Here is an 18,760-nt window from a genome sequence, read left to right on the forward strand (position 1 = left end):
AATCAGAATATATCGCCGTGGCCGACCTCGCGACCGCCATCGGTCGCCCGGATTATGCCATTGCGATTGCCAAGCGCGCCTCTCAATTAGGCACGGAGCTTACGGAAATCAACTGGCCGACCCCGTCGCTCGCCATTCAAAATCCGCCGATTGAGCCTGCGCTGATGCTGGCCATTACGCGGCAGGAAAGTGCCTTTGCCAGCGACGCCGTTTCATGGGCGGGTGCGCGCGGGTTGATGCAACTAATGCCCGGCACCGCCAAACAGGTTTCGCGCAAGCTGAATGTCAACTATTCAAAGCCCCTTCTCACGGCGGACCCTTCCTATAATGCGATGCTCGGCAGCGCCTATCTCGCTAGCCTGATCGAGAAATTTAATGGCTCCTACGTGCTGGCGATTGCCTCCTATAACGCCGGGCCGGCAAATGTCAGCCGATGGTTGAAACAATGGGGCGATCCACGTTCCGGCGATATCGACATGGTTGACTGGATTGAACTTATTCCCTTTTCCGAGACCCGGAACTATGTCCAGCGAGTGATAGAAAATCTTCAGGTCTATCGTGAGCGATTAGCCGAGGAGGACGGCAGCGTCCTAAAAATTAGCTATGACATCAACCGGGGCATGGCGACTCACTAGCACCACAGAAATTCTTTACTTGCATTGACGCCCTACATCGCCAACATTGGCCGAGGCGCGCAATTGAGGAAGAATGACCCATGGCATCCCTTCACCTTAAAAATATCAGGGCTTGCGTTTTCGATGCTTACGGCACGCTATTTGATGTCAATGCAGCCGCCCGCGCGGAACAGGCAACTCTTGGTGATAAATGGCTGGAGATTGCCGATATCTGGCGATTGAAGCAGCTTCAATATACCTGGCTGCGCAGTTTACAGAAGCGTCATGCGGATTTCTGGCAGGTTACGGGAGAGGCTCTCGATTTCGCGTTGGCCAGCGTCGGCATGGAAGACCCGGAACTGCGGGAGCGGCTGATGAACCTCTATCTCACCCTCTCCGCTTATCCAGAGGTGAAACCGACATTGGAGCAATTGAAATCCGCCGGAATCAAATGTGCGATCCTGTCGAATGGCACACCCAAGATGCTTGCCGCTGCCGCAGATAATGCGGGCATTACCCCACTTCTTGACGGAATTTACTCGATCGAGGATGTCGGGATATACAAACCCGATCCGGCCACCTATCAAATGGCGGTTGATCGGCTTGACTTGACTTCCGCAGAAATTTCCTTCCAGTCGTCCAACGGCTGGGACGCTTATGGCGCAAAAGCCTTCGGATTTAATGTTGTCTGGTGTAACCGGTTCGGTCAGGCGGCTGAGCGGCTTCCCGGAACGCCGGATGGCCAGATAAAAACACTTGATGAACTCCCGGCCATTGTCGGTGCCAATTGATAGACAGGATATCTTTTACCTATGGCATTCAGTGAAAACTACTACCCGTCACAGGACGGCCTGAAATTATATTACAGGGAATACGGATCAGACGAGAGCGCTTGCCCGCTTATTTGCCTGTCCGGCCTGACCCGGTCATCCCTCGATTTTCACGACTTCGCAGAGCGGTATTCCAAGACGCGGAAAGTCTATACCCTCGACTATCGCGGGCGTGGCAAGTCCGCCTATGACACGGACTATAAAAACTATAATCCGCAAATATATCTTGGCGATATCTTTGCCTTCCTGACAGCAAAAGGCATTGAGAAGGCACTGTTTGTCGGAACATCCCTCGGCGGTTTGCTGACCATCGCCATGGCAGGCCTCGCCAAAAATTTCATCGCGGGCGCCATCCTGAACGACGTCGGACCGGAAGTCGATAAAGCTGGCAGCCGCCGTATCCTTGATTATGTTGGAAAAGATGTGCGATTTGCTTCCCTAGAAGAGGCCGCGGCCGAACAGAAAAGAATCTATGGCGGCGCTCTTCCGGACATCTCGGACAGTGATTGGTTGGGCCAGTCGAAGACGACCTTCATCTATGATGAGACGGCAAAGAACTATCGCTTCAACTATGACCTGAGCCTAGCCAAAGCGCTGGCTGAACAACTCAACTCCGATGAACAGGTCGATCTCTGGCCGTTCTTCAAGGAACTTGGTGATTTGCCTGTCCTCGCAATCCGCGGGGCGCTTTCGGATGTGTTAAGCGCAGAAGTTTTTGCGCGCATGAAGGCAGAAAATCCTGACATGGAAGCGGTGACCCTTGAAAACCGGGGACATGTGCCGCTCCTGAACGAACCGGAAGCCCTCGCAAAACTGGATGAGTTCATTGCTCGAATTCGATAAAACCCCGTCCTATCAGTCCGTCCGGGATGCAGCCGAGCATCTGCGCGGAATCGTCGTGCGAACACCACTTCTGAATCAAAGGCGCTTAACGAGCGACTGGGCGCACGGTTGTTTCTCAAATGCGAAACATTGCAGCATACAGGCTCCTTTAAGTTCCGGGGGCCTACAACACATTGAGCCGCCTCTCCTCGGCGCAGAAGTTAGCCGGAGTTATCGCCTATTCAAGCGGCAATCATGCGCAAGGCGTTGCCTTGTCGGCAAAGATGCTGAATATCCCCGCAACCATCCTGATGCCTGAAGACTCGCCCACCATCAAGCTAAACAATACCCGCGGCTATGGCGCGAAGGTTATCACCTATGACCGGTATCATCAGTCACGTGAGGAAATTGGCGAAAAAATTGCTAAAGACAACAACCTAACTCTCATCAAGCCCTATGATAATTACTTTGTCATTTCCGGGCAAGGCACCACGGGAGTTGAAATTGCCGAGCAATTGAAAGAGCAGAATACTCAGGCTGATATCTGCGCGGCACCGGCGGGCGGCGGCGGGTTAATTGCGGGCACTTCCCTCGCCCTTCGGGAACTCAGCCCCAGAACCAACATCTACGCAGCAGAACCGGAAAACTTCGACGATACCAGCCGCTCTCTTTCTGCGGGGAAGCGCGTTCAGAATGACGCGGGCAACCATAGTATTTGCGATGCCATCGTGACACCTATGCCCGGCGACATCACCTTCGGGATTAACAAACGTACTCTCTCGGGCGGCTTGGTAGTGACGGACGATGAGACCCGCGCGGCCATGCGCACGGCCTTTCATTATTTCAAATGCGTTATTGAACCGGGGGGCGCAGTTGCCCTCGCTGCGTTTCTTGAAGGGAAAATCGATATTCAGGGCAAGACGGTTGTGGCAATCGCTTCCGGCGGCAATGTCGACCCGGCACTCTACTGTGATATCCTGAAGGAAACTGGCTAAAACGCGGCCCAGAATTCACCATTTTCAAGCTTTTCGCGATAGCCCGCCATAAAAGATTCCAACTGGCCAACTCTGGCGATAACTGTTGCCCGCTCCCGAAATTCTGTTTCTGACGGATCATTCTGCTCCGTGATAAGATCAAAGGCGGCCTGATCGGGCGTCCCTTCCATCAAGCTGGCGTATTTCTGCCGCAAATTTCGGATGCCGTTCTTATCGTTGGAAAGATTATGGGCAACGGCCATCTGCATGACCCGCTGCCGATCAAGCCGAGTGGAGTCTTCACCCTTGCTGTCGCCATTGCCGATCAGCTTTTCAATTGCCGGGATAGCCCGGGCCCATTTACGCGATTTCCAGTGAATTTCGGCGCGAAGTTCGTCAGCCTCAATGCTGCCGTCACTCGCGATCAACTGCAGTGCCTCATCATAATTCTGTAGTCCCGCCTGTGCCCGTGCTTCAATATGGATACGCTCTTTCTTCTCCTCGGGCGACAGCTGGCGCCAACGTGTATCATAGAGAACTCGCATGGCCTCTTGCGGTTTGCCGTTCCATAGATGAACAATCGCCAGCTTCGTGCCTGCCTGAGCCTTGGCTAGCCCTTTGAGCCGGAAATTGACCTGATGCTCGAGTAACTGCGCGGCCTGCTCCAGAAGGTCTACCCGTGTCAGACGATCCGCCAGTATCTGGATCATTTTATCTCCGCGATCTCCGACGGGCGTCAGTTCACGATACTGATAATAGATCGCAAGCGCCTTGATCGGCGGAAGCTCATCGGCGGCACCATCCAGGAACAGCTCCGCAAACAGGTTATTCATCTTGCGGCCCAGATCGCGCGAATAGGGCGACTTCGGGAAATGCTGGACAATCCGCTTATACGTTTCAAGCCCGTTGCCAATTTGGCCCGTTGCCACATAGAGATCCCCAAGACGTTTCTGCACCTCAACCTCTTGTGCATCCCCACGCCATGAAAAATCGAGTTTTTCAAATTCAGCAATGGCCTGCTCTGGCGTGATCAGCTTGGCCACCAGATCGACATTGATCTTGTTAAAGCGCGCCTTCTCCGACACGGGCCGGTAATTGAGTTTCACTGCCTCGGTAAATTTCGCCGACGCCGTAGGAAAATCGCTAAGTTGCAATGCAAGGACACCTTCCAGATAGGCCTTTTCAGCTTTTTGTTTTTTCTCCTCGGGCGACTTCACCAGATCAAGCGCCTGTTTCGCCTTATTTACATCCACATTCTCGAGTGCCGCGCGCGCCTGAAGCAAGCGAAAATGATCGCGCTGCTCTTTCTCATACACATCAAAAGCTGGCGCGGAATAGTTGAGTTCCTGCGCCGCCCGTTTCCAATTCCCGAGGCTTGCCGAAACCACTCCGCGCCAGGGAGCCACCTCTACATCACCTTCAAAATCTTCATGATATAAGTTACGCGCCGCCGCCTCATAGCGATGCATCCCAAGATCCGCCAGTCCGGTCAGAAGCCGGTACTCACGGTCTTTCTCAATTTTTGGATAACTCCGGAGCAGCTCCGCCAGCACACCAGACGCTTCGGCAAATTGGTTATGCGCGATGAAAAATTTTGCAAGCGTCATTTTAGCAGCACGCTTGTCCTTTTTCTCCGCCGCGGCCGCTGCGTTCTGCAGTTCCTGCTTCCTGATCGTGAAAAGAAGCGGGTTTACCTGCTGCCACTCCTTCAGGCGAACAAACTGCGCTTTCCCGATTTCCGGTGTCGGATAGATTTCTTCGCCCGGCTTTTTGGGAACTTCCTTCGGTACGAGAGGGGCCGCGAATTCATTGGAGACAGCCGTGACCGCCAGTCCGTTCTGTTCATGACCAATCCGGATCTCGGCGGCCGTAGAATTAAGCGCGATCCCCTGCACCGTAGACAGGACGGTAATACTGTTAAAAATTTGCTCCGCTGCGATCCCCCAGCCCGAACCCCGCAGCGGCATCACCACAAGCTCCTCTTTACTGTCAGGAATATTGAAACGGACTTCTTTGCCATTATTCACGGCTGGAATAAAGGCCCGAAATTCAGAAGCAGAGATCCCTTGCGTCTGGACACCGAGCGGATGGGTTATCACCGGCGGCGCATCAAGCTGGAAATCCACATACCATTCTTCGTTTACCTTATGAACCTTGGGTGCATATCCAGCACGGAAATTGAAACGGAGCACTGTCGCGCCGTCATGATCTATCTGGCGAGCACTGGGAACAAGGAATTTGTATGGTCCAGAAAGATTCTCAAAATTCGCCTTGGATTTTTTGTCAAAAACGACCCAATGCGCACCACCGGCTTCAAACATAGCCATTGCAGATGGCTTATCCCACGGAAAAATAAGGCGAAAGCCGTCCTTCAAATTAGCAATTTTAACTTTTAGGCCGGGCCCTTCAGGCTCAGCAAGTGGCTCCGAGACAACCAGCTTCGCTTCTACCTTCTTAACAGGTTCTTCTTTGACATCCTTGATGACAAGAGGCGCCGCTTTTGGCACGTCAGCTTTCGCGACGTCCACTTCCTTAACGACCGGGTCAAGAATAATTGTCGGGCTGATGGCAACAATTGCCGAACCAGATCCCTTGCCAGAGGACAGAGAGACATTGTTTAGCGCCTCATCGCTCTCCAGTGTTTTTAGCTGAACCACATTAGAGCCGGCAATCGGTTTCGGCGCGGGTAGTTCTTGCGCCGTATCTTCTTTAAGCGCGACTTTTTCCAAAGCCTTTTTCGTCGGTGTCACCGTGGATGCAGGAGCCGTTTTTACCTTTTTCGATTCCAGATTGACTACTGGCAATTCTATGACCGGCGCTTTTTGGGCGGATTTTTCTTCTTGTGCAAGGTTTGTGGGTTTTACTGCCACCGTTGCGGCCTTGACAGGTTGCTCTTGCTTTACCGGGTCGCTGACTTTCGCAGCTTGAACTTTCGCAGGCGCAGGTGCCACTTTTTCAGGCGCAGGCTTCGCCGTCACCTTCCCCTTTTTAATATCAAAAACGATGCTGTTCTCATTGCGGAAATTGGACGTGACGCTACCGGGAGAGATCTGGACGGAAACTTCCGTCTTGCCATCCACATACGAAAGGGAGATAGATTTTGCAAAATTGAGCGGATCCTGGTTAAACGCTTTTACGTCCATCTTCGCCGGTGTATCGAAGGTAATGATCAAGCTATCTCCGCTTGTGCGGCTGCTATAGCCGGTTTTTGCTGTCGGCCAGTCAAACACGAGGCGGCTGAAATCTGCATGATCGCCGCTTCTCAGGCGAACAGCTGTGGTACCACTCTCAGTTTTCTTCTTTGCCGTCTCGGTGGTTTTCTTAAGTTCGACAATAATGGCGTTGGTTTCCTGCCGCGTGACAATGCTCAGAGCACCTTTGAGCGGAAAACGAAGCGACTGCTTTCCTTCCAGTATCTCCCCTTTGCCAACATACTGCGCAAGCGCAGCAGAGGCTGCAGAAAGATCCGTATCAAAAGGCTTCGTGAAGCGGATATAAAGATATCCCTCTTCCTGTTCTGTCGTGAATTCCGGCGCGGCCTCCCAGTTGAAAACAAGCCGACCGACATTTTCCTTATCTGCCGCCGTCACTGTCACCGGGGCGGCGGCCATCACATCGCTTATCAGAAACGCGATAACCAGCGTAGCCAGTAACAATGATTGTCCCAGACGATGCTTAAATCCATGATTGATAACGCGGTTCATAATCTTACTTCCCTCGACCCTCAGCTTCACGCACAACGATGTCCACACGTCGCGCCAAAGCATATTTTTTAACCTTGTCGTCCACAAAAATTAGTTCACTAAAGCGGGAATCCGCCATGCCGTAAACCCGGATCGGATAATCATATCCGGAGCGTTCCAACTCATTTGCCACCGACAGCGCACGGGCCAGCGACAGCGCCCAGTTATTCGAATATTTTGCCGTCGGAGAAGTGATCGGGTCCGGATCCGTATGCCCATAAACCTCGACCTGATTATTAACGTGATGGAGCGTACTACCGATCATGTCGATCACTTCAACAACCTCGCCGCCTTCCTTTTCGGTTCCCGGCTTGAAGAAATCCCAGCCGGCAAGAGAAATGATCAGACGATCGTCGGCACGAAAAATATCAACATTCGCGAGAAGCTCGCTCTGCTGCTTTTTACCGTTCAGAATATGCTCAAGATAGGCAAGATCAATAGCCTTGGGCTCATTGATCATCGACATGTTTTTTTCAGCTTCGCCTGTCTTGGTGACCAGATCAGTAACGTCGCTCATCTTGTTACCGAAAGTTTCGGTCAAGGTCTGCCATCGGTCGACCTTGATTTCACTCATCGAAAACATCAGCACGAAAAATGCGAGCAGCAGCGCCAACAAATCGGCGAGCGACGTCATCCATGCCGTGCTGGTGGTCGGTGATTTTTCATAACTCAGGCCGATAATAGTCATGGTGCACCTTCCTCCGGCCGGAACTGAAAGGTAAGCGACGGCCGCAGAAAAAAGCTGAAATGAATTAGCCCTGCATCCCCTGCGGCCACACCAATCGATATATTGCGAGAGGGCACCCCCGCCTCCATCAAAACCTGAGAAAGATGGCTGACCCGCTGCGCGGCGATGTCATCGGAAACATTCGCAAGCTTCGGCAGATCAACGCCGGAGCCGATAAGAATTTCAAGATCAGTCGAAACGTTATTGTTACGTGCAATCAATGTCGCGGCAACATCATCGAGAAAAGAGCCAAATGTGTCGCGCAACTCCAGACTGCGATAGCCAAACAGTTGACGAACGGGAACAGAGAATTGAAGCCGCGTGCCGCCCTTTGTAAAACGGGATTCAACAAGTGGGACCGCCGTTTCAAATACATTTTTGAGTTTTGCGTGAAAGTCTTGCGTGCCCTGTTCTTCGCCGGAAAGTTTCTTCTGCCGATCCGCCGGGGTATCACGGGACAAGCCTGCAAAGGCGATATTCACACTGCCAAGAACTGTCCGGACACGTTCTTCTTGCAGAACAGAGACGGAGTGCAGGAAAATGAAGAAGGCGAGCAACAGCAGATAGAGCGACACAAAGACGACGGCATTGGCGTTTTTCTCAATCGCCGGGCCTGTCATCGGCTCACCCATGTCGATTTCCACCGATATTTTATTGTCCGTTCCAGTCACCCGGTTTCCTGCCTATTCTTACGGCTGCGCATCATTAGCGCTTCAAGATAGGCAAATTTTACCCGGCAATGGTTAATCAGCGGTAAAGAGGAGAACTAATTCTCACGAATTTCAATAATGATAAAAAGTACTTAGCCGACGGATTAGCTCTTACCTTCTTCCTCCCCGGGAAGCTGGCGGCGGGTGGCCAGTTCAACGGTCAGCATATTCGCCCGTTTACTGTTCATCGCCGCAAGAATTGGCGCCATTTTTGATTCCTTGATGCTACTCGCAACATCAATGAGGATATCCATTTCAAGCTCGTTGAAAATGCGCGCTGCGTCTTTGGGCTTCATTTTCTCATAGATCTTGACCAGGCTCTCCATTTGGGCCTTTTCCTGCTCGTCATGCATTTGAAGAAGAGATTTAAGAGTTGTCTCCATCTCTTTCAATTCACTGATTTTTTCGTCAATGCGAGATTCTGTCGCCTTGAGCAGATTATCACGCATATCCAGTTCTTCACCGCGACGGTCCAACTCCGCCCGGCGGTCAACCAGACGCTCTAGAACCTCAATTTCACTCTTTGAAAACTGCTGTGAGCCGTTCGGGTCGGCTGAGGCAACCGTCGCCTCTTTCACAGGCTCGACGGTCGGTGCACTTTCTTCAGCCGCGTCCATTTTCTCATCTTCCACTGCGGCTGCTTCTTCTGGTTCAGCCTCCTCGGTCTTGTCACTGGCTTGAGCCGTTGCCACATCAACGTCGAAGAGAACGCCCTGCGCGCCCGTCCAGACAGCGCTCAGCTTGAGACCGAATATCAGAACCAGTGCAACGACTGTTATCGGCAATATGCGAATATGTTTCATCATGAAAAAACCCTGTCTCACTTCGACTTAGTCAGCATGTCAAAAAGCTCTTTTTCCGCCTCAGTGCGGAACTTCGCCGGTTCTTCTGCCGGACGCGCAGGCACGACATCTTCATCGTCGAAAAGGCCGGCGGGATCATCGTCATAAATGCCGGTTATTTCCCGCTTGGACGAGGATTCCACGCCCTTCTGAAGACGGTCCGCAATACGCGTGCTGGACGCATTGATAAGTTGTAATTCTTCTATGAGTTCCTTGGCCTGCTTGATTTCGGCATTAAACTGTTTCCCGGTTGTCGCCGCCAGCAGTTTCAGCTCATCCACGCCGCTTTTCGATCGAACAAGCGCTTTGTCAAACTCTTCCGTCAATTGACGCAATTCCGAATGGGCATCACGCATATTGGACAATCGCTTGTTCAACATGGCGCAGTAAGCGATTGTCGCCAGCAGCAAGCCGACAAGAAACAAGTTAAGCAGAAAATCGAGGGGCATATTATCCATCATTATTCTAACCCATAGGTCTGAGTGACTTATCAACCTTAACGGCGATATTTTGGCCGGATCGACCCATCTTGCCTGAGACCATCGAAATGCCACCGCATCGTAGGGTCGTCGGGCTGTCTGGCGACGCATTGAACATGACCGTATCGCCAATACCGAGATTCAAAACCTCACTGAGAGACATCTTTTTCTCATCAAGAACAGCCTGGATATCTACCTCGGTTGACCAAAGCTCGGTGGCCAGATGGTTTTCCCAAATGCTGTCACGGCCGAATTTCTCCCCCATAAACATCTGCAGAAGCAACTCACGAACCGGTTCAAGTGTGGCATAGGGCAAAAGCATTTCAATGCGTCCGCCGCGATCTTCCATATCAATACGGAGCTTGATCAGGATCGCTGCATTCGCCGGGCGCGCAATCGTCGCGAAGCGCGGGTTGGTCTCAATCCGCTCATGACGGAAGGTTACTGGGCTTAGAGGTTCAAACGCGCCGGTCATGTCGTTAAGAACAACAGATATCATCCGCTCGACCAGATTGCGCTCAATCGTCGTATAGGGGCGACCTTCAATCCGCATTGCCGCCGTACCTCGACGCCCGCCGAGCAGTACGTCAACGATTGAGTAAATCAGGGAGCTTTCGACCATGATCAGGCCAAAGTTATCCCACTCTTCGGCGCGGAAAACGCTCAAAATTGCGGGAAGCGGAATAGAGTTGAGATAATCACCAAACCGGATGGAGGTGATGTTATCAAGACTGACTTCCACGTTATCAGATGTAAAGTTGCGCAGCGACGTCGTCATCATCCGGACTAGACGATCAAACACAACCTCCAGCATGGGGAGACGTTCATAATTGACCAGCGCAGAGTTGATGATGGCCTTGATGCCAGAGTTTTCACCCCCCTCGCCGCCATCCATGTCAAAGCCAAGCAGGCTGTCGATTTCGTCCTGGTTAAGAACACGTGTGCTGTGGCCGCTCATTTCAGCGGCGGAGGAAGCGTCGTCGCCTCCCTCCATCGCAGCGGCCATATCATCATCACCGCCCATTGCCGCGGCCATATCCATTTCGCCGTCATCATCGGCGGCCATCGCGGCGGCCATGTCCATCTCACCGTCGTCTTCAGCGGCCATCGCGGCGGCCATGTCCATCTCACCGTCGTCTTCAGCGGCCATCGCAGCGGCCATATCCATTTCGTCGTCTTGATCAGACATAAATTTTCCTACTGCACCAGCATTTCTTTAAACAACACGTCGTTCACTTTGACAGGCGCGACCGAACTATTGATCCGCATCAGCAATTCTTCCTTCAGGCGGAATACGCCCTGAGAGCCGTTCAGGTCTTCTTTCCGGAGTTCACGCAGGTAAACCTGAAAATTATCCATGATCCGCGGAATCAAAAGTTCCAGATCCGGAATCGTGGTTTCATCTTCCAGTTCCAGCGAAACACCAAGCTTCAAAAAGCTGCTTGATGAATTAGCGGAGTTAAGATTGACAAGCATTTCTGGCAGATCGTAGAAAACCACTTTCTTGTTGACCTCAGCGGCCTCTGCGGCGATTTCCTCTTCCGTTGGTTCCGGCGTATCGAATACACCTGCGAAATAGGCACCACCCGCGCCGCCACCGACGACCAGCAAGGGAAGCAGAACAAACAGAACCAGAACCTTACCGCTAAATTTCTTCTTTTTCTTCGGCTCGCCGTCTTCTTCCTGATCGGCGTCCAGCGCCTCTTCTTCTGTCTCGTCAACCATTGTTCGTTTTTACCCTCAACGAATTAGACCTTTAATAACAGGTCACAGAGTAGGCCGCTTTGGTTAACAAGAGGTTGAGATTAGCCAAATCTTTTACGGAAAATCGCAATTTATATGGGAAAATGCCAATCCGGTGTGCCTCAACCTTATTTAGGGGGAAAAAATTGCCGATGGTGGTCGTATTTACACCCCAGACTGCCTGCCAATACCGCCAAACTCAAACTCAACATATTGTTTTTATTAGTATTTTTTTCTGGCATGGGGTCTGCATATAACTGGGCAGATCAATTTGTGCCAGAAAGGCAGAGATATGGAAAACGCAGTTTTTATTGGATTGTCACAGCAGATGGCGCTGAAACGGCGCCTCGACATGACCGCAAACAACCTTGCAAACGTCAATACGACGGCCTTCAAGAGTGAACATCCCCTTTTTGAGGAGTTCCTTGTAGAGCGCGCGAACCAGGACGACGTCTCTTATGTTCAGGATTACGGCAGCTATCGTGATTTGCGCGAAGGCGAGTTCACACATACTGGACGGCCGCTTGATCTTGCCATCAGCGGCGAGGGATATTTCTCCATCGAAACAGCTGAAGGCATTCGCTATACACGCAATGGCAGCTTCCGCCTTGATCCCGACGGAAATGTTGTCACCATCAATAATGAGGCCCTGCTGGATGAGAACAATCGTAAAATCACCATAGACCTCCAATTCCAGGAAGTTTCCATCGCACCGGATGGTACGGTCACGACAGCCCCAGGACAGACAGCAAAGATCGGTCTGGTCAATTTCGAAAATCCGCAAATTCTGAAACAGGTCGGTAACGGCCTTTATGATGCGGAAGATTTCCGGCCTGAGGCCGCGGTTGATGTCAACATCATGCAGCGCACATTGGAAAAGTCGAACGTCCAGCCCATTCTGGAAATGACCGCGATGATCGACATCATGCGTGCCTATCAGTCGGCCCAACAACTGCTGGATTCTGAACATGACCTGCAGATGAAAACCATCGAAGAAATGCCAACACTACAGTAAAGAAGGAAGACGATAATGCGAGCACTCGGTATTGCCGCCACAGGTATGTTGGCCCAGCAGCTTAACGTGGATGTTATCTCCAATAACATCGCCAACATGACCACTACCGCCTTTAAGCGCCAACGCGCGGAATTTCAGGACCTACTCTATCAGGACATGGAACGTGCCGGCGCGGCATCCTCCGACGCAGGAACGATTGTTCCCGCCGGTATCCAGATCGGTGTTGGCGTGAAAACTGCGTCGGTCTACCGCATCACCGAACAGGGCGGCCTGGAATCAACGGGCAATACTTATGATCTTGCGGTTCAGGGCGAAGGTTACTTTCGTGTCCTACTCCCGAGCGGAGATGAAGCCTATAGTCGTGCGGGTTCCTTTCAGCTGAGCCCCACAGGTGAAATCGTGACGCAGGATGGCTTTTCCGTCATTCCCAGTGTCACTATCCCGCAAGACGCCACCAGCGTGACCATTAACCCAAGCGGTGAAGTGGAAGTGCAGATCGACGGTCAGGTAAACCTGCAGACCGTAGGGCAGCTTGATCTCGCCATCTTCTTCAACGAAGGCGGTCTGCAACCTCTTGGTGATAGCCTTTATCAGGAAAGCACGGCCTCCGGCGCGCCGACAATTGGTGTTCCTGGCTCCACCGGTTTTGGCACCCTGCGTCAGGGATATCTTGAAATGTCCAACGTAAACGCGGTGCAGGAAATCACCCAGCTCATCAGTGCGCAGCGTGCCTATGAGATGAACTCGAAAACCATTACTGCCGCCGATGAAATGATGTCGGTTACCAACCAGCTTGGTCGATAGAAACTTTCTAGAATGAAAGAAATCGCTATGAAATACATTGCACTCATACTTACCTTGACGATCGCACTCACTGCTCCGGCCGTTTCAGTTGCCGGAGAGACGATCACCCTCCGCCGCGACATCGCGGTTGAAGGGGAACAGATTACCCTTGGCGATCTTTTCCTCGGCACCGGCGAAAAGGCCGACCAAGTTATCGCGCCCGCACCTGCGCCCGGAAAATCAACGGTGTTCAAGGCTATCTCGGTTGCACGTTATGTTCATGCAGAAGGACTTGAATGGCGCCCGGCAAATCCGATCCGTCGAATAACTGTCCGCCGCGTCGGCTCCAGCATTCCGCAACAGGTCATTTCCGATCAAATTCGTGCTGCACTTGAGTATGAACTGGATCTGGATCTTTTCGAAATGAACCTGGCAACACAAAATCTGAATATCCAGATTGCGGCGGATGAACAGCAGACGGTCTCAGTTGAGAATCTTTTCATCAATCGCGATAGCGGTCAGTTCGTAGTCGAAATCCTCGCGCCCGCCCATTCCGAGAACGGTCAGCGTATCCGGTTGAGCGGACAGGTGCATGCACAGATGATGGTACCGGTCCTCAAGCGTTTCAAATCCGCAGGTGAAGAAATCCGCGAAAGCGACATCGACTATAAAGCAGAGCGCAGCAGCAAAATAGGCCGACAAATTGTTACCGATGCCGCGCTGCTGATCGGTAAGAGTCCTCGGCGCTCCGTTCGCTCTGGCCTGCCCATTAGCATGAGCAACCTAGGTGATCCGGTGCTCGTGGAAAAAGGCAAGTTGGTTGCCGTCATCCTGCAACAGGGAGGCATGTATCTCACCGTTACAGGTCGCACCCTGGAATCCGGCGGGGAAGAGGACGTGATCCGAGTTGAAAACATTAACAGCCGCAAGGTTATTCAGGCCCAGGTGATAAGCGCACAGGAAGTACGTATCATCACCCGCCAGCCGCAGTTGGCCTCCGCCAGCAGCATCAAGAACTAGAGGAACGTTCCATGACGAACTATATGACAACGATTATTCGCCTCCTTATAGTGGTTGGTCTTGGGGTCGCTCTTTCGGGCTGTAACTTCTTTACTCGCCTCGCAAATATCGGCAGCGAGCCGCCGCTTTCCCAAATCGAGAACCCAGTCACCCAGAAAGGCTATCAGCCGGTCTCTATGCCGATGCCTCGCCCAGAACCCGTGTTGCAACAGGCCAACTCCCTCTGGCGGCCCGGCTCAAAGGCCTTCTTCAAGGACCAGCGGGCAAACCAGGTCGGCGATATCGTGACCGTGCTTGTTGAGATTGAGGACAAGGCCACGCTAAATAATTCCACTGATACGACGCGGGCAAGCTCTGAGGAAGCTGGTTTTGCCGGATTTCTCGGGTTAGAATCACAGGTGACCAAAATTCTTCCTGAAGGAACCGACGCCAGCGCCCTGATCGATCTTGGCAGTGATCATAGCGTTAGTGGATCCGGCGCTGTCAACCGGAACGAAACCATCAATATGGAGATTGCCGCCATCGTCACCCAAATTCTCCCCAACGGGAATATGGTCATTGTTGGCCGTCAGGAAGTTCGTGTGAACTTCGAAAGCCGTGATCTATCTGTGACAGGCGTTGTCCGGCCGGAGGATATTACATCTTCCAACACGATTGAGTCGGCGAAGATTGCTGAAGCCCGTATTGCCTACGGTGGCCGTGGTCATCTGACCGATGTCCAGCAGGGACGTTATGGTCAGCAACTCTTTGACATCATCTTCCCCTTCTAAGGAAGACCCTGAAACAGAAAAAGCCGGTTCATATCGAACCGGCTTTTTTGTTGTCTTATCCTGGCTGAAGGAGGCTTAGTCGTCGCGATAACTTTTCTCACGGCGTTCATGCCGCTCCTGTGCTTCCAGGCTGAGTGTTGCAACCGGACGGGCTTCCAGCCGTTTGAGGGAGATCGGCTCACCCGTCTCCACGCAATAGCCATACTGACCTTCGTCAATCCGCCTCAGCGCTGAATCAATCTTGCCGATAAGTTTTCGCTGCCGGTCACGAGTGCGTAGTTCCAGCGTCCGTTCCGACTCCGTAGAGGCGCGATCTGCGATATCTGGCTCTTTCACAGTTTCTTCCTGCAAACTCAGGATTGTCTGGTTCGCATCAGCAAGTATTTCATTCCGCCATTTCAATAATTTGGCGCGAAAATACTCTTGCTGGCGAGAATTCATGAAGGGCTCGTCCTCGGACGGGCGATAGTCATCAGGAATTTGAACGTTCATTAAGCGACTCCAGTTCCCATATATCAAATGTCTCAACACGGACATCTAAAAAATTAACGGCAATAAATATAAGATCGCGGCTTTATTAGCAACAACCTATTCGATAGTGATAAAATATTTATGAAGGGCTTATGAAAATCAATGGGTTATCAAATAAAAATACATCATCCGACTTGAAAAAAACCTCAATAGCCGAATTTGGCGAGTTCAACCGCGGCCCGCACCTCGATATCCTTGACAATCTGCTGCAATGCCGGATCGGCATCGGAGACATTATAACCGGACAGGGTTTCCTGCAGCTGCTTGAGTTTGTCCGCAGATAAAGTCCCCATCAGCAGTCCATCGCGAATGGATTCCAGTTTTTCAAGAAGATCATGCCCCTTGTCCAGCGCTCTCTTGTTCCCTTTCGGCAATCTGTCATCAACCCCTTGCAGGGCGACCAATGCGTCAATTGAGCCAATAGGAGAAGATGAAGAGACACCACCGCCAACCGCAGCTTCCACCGCGTCACTTTCAACCGAAAATTTTTCGCCGGATTTTTGCGACGCCTTGCCGCCTTTGCTGCCGGATGCCGCAGTTGCCCGACCTGATCCGCCCACTTTCATATTAGAACCGTTACCCCGTCACTTCTGAAATGACAAATATTGCCGAATTCCATTCTCAAGGGACATTCTTTCCCGGTCAAGGGGAAGATATTGCCCCGTTTTCCCGACTTTGCAAGAGTATTGTAATTTTATCCATATAAATCAACATATTAATCAACAAAGAAACTGGCACGTTTTTCGCTTTACTAATCCTGAAATTAGAAAATTTTGGATATCGAAGAACGGAATTTATTGATGGCCTTGAAATTAGTCCAACATATCTCAGCTCAGTTGAAGGTAAAATCACGGCATTTGACGGCCGTTTTTGTCGCACTTAGCTGCCTATTCTGGTCGTTTGACGCGGCCAATGCCGCTTCGCGCGTAAAAGATATCGCCGAATTCGAAGGTATTCGAGACAACATCCTGGTTGGTTACGGTCTAGTTGTCGGGCTGAACGGAACAGGAGACTCTCTGTCCAACTCACCGTTTACCGAGCAAAGCCTAACCGCCATGCTGGAGCGCCTCGGCGTAAACACAAGTGGTGAAACGCTAAAGACGAAGAACGTTGCGGCGGTGGTTGTAACGGCCACCCTGCCCCCGTTTCAGCGTCAGGGTACGAAAATCGATATCGTTGTCAGCTCCTTGGGCGACGCCACAAACCTGATGGGCGGAACGCTGGTCGTAACACCTCTGATGGCAGCTGATGGTGAAGTTTATGCGGTCGCGCAAGGCACGCTGACCGTTGCCGGATTTGCCGCCGGTGGCGCAGCGGAAAGCATTACCCGTGGTGTCCCGACGACAGCCCGCGTTGTAAACGGGGCGATCGTTGAACGCGAACTCGGCTTTGATCTCGCGTCTCTGACAAGCCTGCGTATTTCTCTTCGTAATCCGGATCTGACCACCTCCCGCCGGATCGCCGGCGCGATTAATAAATATATTGGCAAGCCGGTCGCGGAACCAACTGATCCGTCAACGGTTGTCCTTAATCTTGCGGGCAGTGAGCGCGATAATATGGTCGATTTGCTGGCGGATATTGAACAATTGCAGGTCAACCCCGACCAGACCGCCCGTGTCGTCATTGACGAACAATCCGGCATTATCGTGATCGGCAGCGAGGTCAAGGTAGATACAGTCGCTATCGCCCAGGGGAACCTGACGGTGCGTATTACCGAGACACCGCAAGTCTCGCAACCGGCCCCCTTCTCTGAAACAGGCGAAACTGTTGTTGTCCCGCGGACCAATATCGAGGTGGATGATGACAGTGACAAAAAGCTAACCATCCTGAAAGAAGGTGTTCGCCTTCAGGATCTTGTTGACGGACTGAACGCACTCGGCATTGGTCCGCGAGATATGATCTCCATCCTTCAGGCAATCAAGGCCGCAGGTGCTCTGCAGGCTGATATCGAGTTAATGTAATGACCAATATTCAAGCTACGAATCCGAACTTTATCGTCGATACCGGCGCGAACGGCAAAAATGGCGGCGCAGGAGAAAACGAGAAGATAAGGCAAACCGCCATCGAGTTTGAGGCCTTCTTTCTTAGTCAGGTTCTGAACTCCATGTCCTCAGGACTGGAGGTAGACAAGACCTTTGGTGGCGGCGAATCCGAAAAGATGTTCCGTTCCATGCTCAACGATGAACATGCCAAGTCCATGAGCCGCAATAGCAGCGTCGGCATTGCCGATGCTGTTTATCGCGAAATGCTGGCACTGCAGGAGGTATAAAAGATGACCGTAGACACCCAAACCAGCGGCCCAATTCTGATGAGCCCCGAAGCATTGGCCCGCCTAATCGCGCGGCTGAGTGACATTCTTGAGCAAGAGAACAAGCTCCTCCATGAGAATAATCCGGATGGCTTCAAGGCAACACTGAATGAAAAAACCCGCCTAATCGCGATCTATAACCAGCAGATGTCTCTCGTGAAAAAGAACCCGGATGCCTTCAAGGCGTTTCCCAAGGCAGACATCGACCACCTCAAGCAGACGAGCGAAATCTTCTATGGCATTCTTGATCGCCATTTCAGGAAACTCTCTACCGCCAGAACAGTCACGGAAGGTCTGGTTAAGTCAGTCGCGGATGAGGTGGCAAAGAAAAAAGCGCCGCCAAGCGCCTATACGTCCCGCGCAAGCGTTGCCAATCCTTTATCGAACAGGAACGCGCGCACAATAAACGGCGCGATTGCCATCAATCAGGTTATTTGAGAGGGAAATGGGGCGGCTTTCAGACTTCGCTGTTAACGGCGAGACCCTGCAATTCGCGATAATAGGCAACGCGTCGCAGCACGTAATCACCGGGGAACTGCTTCAACACTTCGTCCGTATTGCGATCGATAAGACGATAAACATATCTGCCGCTTTCTTTGTCCTGATCAATCGAAAAGCGACCGGAAGGGTAATTCGAATCAGCGAAGAAACCGCCAATGGCCTCTTCCGCACGCTTTACGGGGTCCGTAACGTTAGCATCTGACGCCAGCGACAGAGACCTATCATCGCGCGTAGACTTGGCCAAAGTATTATGGTTCGCAGCGGAAGCACCGGTCTGCGGCGTGGAAAGTATCGCGTTTTGTTTTCCGAATGGGGTTACGTCCATAACGCAACTCCTCTCCTTCAGGG

General features: G+C 51.9%; 21 protein-coding genes. 11 read left to right on the plus strand and 10 right to left on the minus strand.

All coding sequences use genetic code 11. The features are described from left to right. Nucleotides 1-17 precede the first annotated feature (17 nt). The 4 genes from AC0L73_RS02610 (at nt 18) to AC0L73_RS02625 (ending at nt 3,261) form a co-directional block, all read left to right on the plus strand. The gene (locus AC0L73_RS02610) at nt 18-635 is read left to right on the plus strand and encodes a lytic transglycosylase domain-containing protein (protein ID WP_473654782.1); all 618 of its coding nucleotides are present in this window, start codon (nt 18-20) and stop codon (nt 633-635) included. Between the two features lie 80 nt (nt 636-715). Next, the gene (locus tag AC0L73_RS02615) at nt 716-1,405 is read left to right on the plus strand and encodes a haloacid dehalogenase type II (protein WP_227950631.1); all 690 of its coding nucleotides are present in this window, start codon (nt 716-718) and stop codon (nt 1,403-1,405) included. Nucleotides 1,406-1,426: 21 nt separating this feature from the next. Beyond that, nucleotides 1,427-2,287 carry an alpha/beta fold hydrolase gene (locus tag AC0L73_RS02620; protein ID WP_473654783.1) on the plus strand — a complete coding sequence of 287 codons (861 nt, stop codon included), beginning with the start codon at nt 1,427-1,429 and terminating at the stop codon, nt 2,285-2,287. 173 nt (nt 2,288-2,460) lie between these two features. Beyond that, nucleotides 2,461-3,261 carry a threonine ammonia-lyase gene (locus AC0L73_RS02625; protein WP_473654784.1) on the plus strand — a complete coding sequence of 267 codons (801 nt, stop codon included), beginning with the start codon at nt 2,461-2,463 and terminating at the stop codon, nt 3,259-3,261. Here AC0L73_RS02625 and AC0L73_RS02630 read toward each other — a convergent pair. The 7 genes from AC0L73_RS02630 to AC0L73_RS02660 form a co-directional block, all read right to left on the minus strand. After that, complete coding sequence (locus AC0L73_RS02630) at nt 3,258-6,944, minus strand: tetratricopeptide repeat protein (protein WP_473654785.1); 3,687 nt, start codon at nt 6,942-6,944, stop codon at nt 3,258-3,260. The two genes, AC0L73_RS02625 and AC0L73_RS02630, sit on opposite strands and share 4 nt — an antisense overlap. Before the next feature lie 4 nt (nt 6,945-6,948). After that, on the minus strand, nt 6,949-7,671 hold the full coding sequence (locus AC0L73_RS02635; protein WP_473654786.1) for an OmpA/MotB family protein: 723 nt from the start codon (nt 7,669-7,671) through the stop codon (nt 6,949-6,951). Next, nucleotides 7,668-8,381, minus strand: coding sequence for a hypothetical protein (locus AC0L73_RS02640; protein WP_473654787.1), 714 nt, complete (start codon nt 8,379-8,381; stop codon nt 7,668-7,670). Before AC0L73_RS02640 ends, AC0L73_RS02635 begins: the two co-directional genes overlap by 4 nt. Nucleotides 8,382-8,524: 143 nt before the next feature. Then, on the minus strand, nt 8,525-9,226 hold the full coding sequence (locus tag AC0L73_RS02645) for a MotE family protein (RefSeq protein WP_227950619.1): 702 nt from the start codon (nt 9,224-9,226) through the stop codon (nt 8,525-8,527). 14 nt (nt 9,227-9,240) lie between these two features. Then, nucleotides 9,241-9,723 (minus strand): DUF6468 domain-containing protein, encoded by a 483-nt coding sequence (locus AC0L73_RS02650; RefSeq protein ID WP_473654788.1) that lies wholly within the window; start codon nt 9,721-9,723, stop codon nt 9,241-9,243. Between the two features lie 4 nt (nt 9,724-9,727). Next, entirely contained in the window at nt 9,728-10,930 is a 1,203-nt protein-coding gene (fliM, locus tag AC0L73_RS02655; RefSeq protein WP_473654789.1) for a flagellar motor switch protein FliM, read from the minus strand. Between the two features lie 8 nt (nt 10,931-10,938). Next, the gene (locus tag AC0L73_RS02660; protein ID WP_473654790.1) at nt 10,939-11,466 is read right to left on the minus strand and encodes a flagellar basal body-associated FliL family protein; all 528 of its coding nucleotides are present in this window, start codon (nt 11,464-11,466) and stop codon (nt 10,939-10,941) included. A 310-nt stretch (nt 11,467-11,776) separates the two neighbouring features. Here AC0L73_RS02660 and flgF point away from each other — a divergent pair, with 310 nt between their 5' ends. From flgF to flgH, 4 genes are read left to right on the plus strand one after another with little or no spacing between them, the layout of a single operon-like run. Then, the gene (flgF, locus tag AC0L73_RS02665) at nt 11,777-12,499 is read left to right on the plus strand and encodes a flagellar basal-body rod protein FlgF (RefSeq protein ID WP_227950611.1); all 723 of its coding nucleotides are present in this window, start codon (nt 11,777-11,779) and stop codon (nt 12,497-12,499) included. A 15-nt stretch (nt 12,500-12,514) separates the two neighbouring features. Next, entirely contained in the window at nt 12,515-13,303 is a 789-nt protein-coding gene (flgG, locus tag AC0L73_RS02670; RefSeq protein WP_227950609.1) for a flagellar basal-body rod protein FlgG, read from the plus strand. A 27-nt stretch (nt 13,304-13,330) separates the two neighbouring features. After that, a complete protein-coding gene (gene flgA / locus AC0L73_RS02675; RefSeq protein WP_227950607.1) occupies nt 13,331-14,302 on the plus strand; it encodes a flagellar basal body P-ring formation chaperone FlgA in 972 nt (323 codons plus the stop codon). 11 nt (nt 14,303-14,313) lie between these two features. Beyond that, complete coding sequence (gene flgH, locus AC0L73_RS02680) at nt 14,314-15,072, plus strand: flagellar basal body L-ring protein FlgH (protein ID WP_227950605.1); 759 nt, start codon at nt 14,314-14,316, stop codon at nt 15,070-15,072. Nucleotides 15,073-15,147: 75 nt separating this feature from the next. On the opposite strand, the gene dksA is transcribed toward flgH, so the two are convergent. Together dksA and AC0L73_RS02690 are read right to left on the minus strand one after the other, a co-directional pair. After that, entirely contained in the window at nt 15,148-15,564 is a 417-nt protein-coding gene (dksA, locus tag AC0L73_RS02685) for an RNA polymerase-binding protein DksA (protein ID WP_227950603.1), read from the minus strand. A gap of 185 nt (nt 15,565-15,749) precedes the next feature. Further along, on the minus strand, nt 15,750-16,169 hold the full coding sequence (locus tag AC0L73_RS02690) for a flagellar assembly protein FliX (protein WP_227950601.1): 420 nt from the start codon (nt 16,167-16,169) through the stop codon (nt 15,750-15,752). Between the two features lie 234 nt (nt 16,170-16,403). Here AC0L73_RS02690 and AC0L73_RS02695 point away from each other — a divergent pair, with 234 nt between their 5' ends. The 3 genes from AC0L73_RS02695 to AC0L73_RS02705 are packed head-to-tail and all read left to right on the plus strand — an operon-like array spanning nt 16,404 to nt 18,349. Next, on the plus strand, nt 16,404-17,564 hold the full coding sequence (locus AC0L73_RS02695; protein ID WP_227950599.1) for a flagellar basal body P-ring protein FlgI: 1,161 nt from the start codon (nt 16,404-16,406) through the stop codon (nt 17,562-17,564). Beyond that, nucleotides 17,564-17,872 (plus strand): rod-binding protein, encoded by a 309-nt coding sequence (locus AC0L73_RS02700; protein WP_227950597.1) that lies wholly within the window; start codon nt 17,564-17,566, stop codon nt 17,870-17,872. Before AC0L73_RS02695 ends, AC0L73_RS02700 begins: the two co-directional genes overlap by 1 nt. A 3-nt stretch (nt 17,873-17,875) precedes the next feature. After that, the gene (locus tag AC0L73_RS02705) at nt 17,876-18,349 is read left to right on the plus strand and encodes a hypothetical protein (protein ID WP_227950595.1); all 474 of its coding nucleotides are present in this window, start codon (nt 17,876-17,878) and stop codon (nt 18,347-18,349) included. A gap of 19 nt (nt 18,350-18,368) precedes the next feature. On the opposite strand, the gene AC0L73_RS02710 is transcribed toward AC0L73_RS02705, so the two are convergent. Continuing rightward, nucleotides 18,369-18,737 carry a flagellar protein FlaG gene (locus AC0L73_RS02710; RefSeq protein WP_227950591.1) on the minus strand — a complete coding sequence of 123 codons (369 nt, stop codon included), beginning with the start codon at nt 18,735-18,737 and terminating at the stop codon, nt 18,369-18,371. Nucleotides 18,738-18,760: the final 23 nt, after the last annotated feature.

The sequence above is a fragment of the Sneathiella sp. D3-11 genome, from assembly GCF_055809395.1.

Coding starts and splice junctions, on each gene's coding strand:
- AC0L73_RS02615 (WP_227950631.1), top strand. CDS start 716: ATGGCATCCCTTCACCTTAAAAATATCAGGGCTTGCGTTTTCGATGCT.
- AC0L73_RS02620 (WP_473654783.1), top strand. CDS start 1,427: ATGGCATTCAGTGAAAACTACTACCCGTCACAGGACGGCCTGAAATTA.
- AC0L73_RS02630 (WP_473654785.1), bottom strand. CDS start 6,944: ATGAACCGCGTTATCAATCATGGATTTAAGCATCGTCTGGGACAATCA.
- AC0L73_RS02635 (WP_473654786.1), bottom strand. CDS start 7,671: ATGACTATTATCGGCCTGAGTTATGAAAAATCACCGACCACCAGCACG.
- AC0L73_RS02645 (WP_227950619.1), bottom strand. CDS start 9,226: ATGATGAAACATATTCGCATATTGCCGATAACAGTCGTTGCACTGGTT.
- AC0L73_RS02650 (WP_473654788.1), bottom strand. CDS start 9,723: ATGATGGATAATATGCCCCTCGATTTTCTGCTTAACTTGTTTCTTGTC.
- fliM (WP_473654789.1), bottom strand. CDS start 10,930: ATGTCTGATCAAGACGACGAAATGGATATGGCCGCTGCGATGGCCGCT.
- AC0L73_RS02660 (WP_473654790.1), bottom strand. CDS start 11,466: ATGGTTGACGAGACAGAAGAAGAGGCGCTGGACGCCGATCAGGAAGAA.
- flgF (WP_227950611.1), top strand. CDS start 11,777: ATGGAAAACGCAGTTTTTATTGGATTGTCACAGCAGATGGCGCTGAAA.
- flgG (WP_227950609.1), top strand. CDS start 12,515: ATGCGAGCACTCGGTATTGCCGCCACAGGTATGTTGGCCCAGCAGCTT.
- flgA (WP_227950607.1), top strand. CDS start 13,331: ATGAAATACATTGCACTCATACTTACCTTGACGATCGCACTCACTGCT.
- flgH (WP_227950605.1), top strand. CDS start 14,314: ATGACGAACTATATGACAACGATTATTCGCCTCCTTATAGTGGTTGGT.
- dksA (WP_227950603.1), bottom strand. CDS start 15,564: ATGAACGTTCAAATTCCTGATGACTATCGCCCGTCCGAGGACGAGCCC.
- AC0L73_RS02690 (WP_227950601.1), bottom strand. CDS start 16,169: ATGAAAGTGGGCGGATCAGGTCGGGCAACTGCGGCATCCGGCAGCAAA.
- AC0L73_RS02695 (WP_227950599.1), top strand. CDS start 16,404: ATGGCCTTGAAATTAGTCCAACATATCTCAGCTCAGTTGAAGGTAAAA.
- AC0L73_RS02700 (WP_227950597.1), top strand. CDS start 17,564: ATGACCAATATTCAAGCTACGAATCCGAACTTTATCGTCGATACCGGC.
- AC0L73_RS02705 (WP_227950595.1), top strand. CDS start 17,876: ATGACCGTAGACACCCAAACCAGCGGCCCAATTCTGATGAGCCCCGAA.
- AC0L73_RS02710 (WP_227950591.1), bottom strand. CDS start 18,737: ATGGACGTAACCCCATTCGGAAAACAAAACGCGATACTTTCCACGCCG.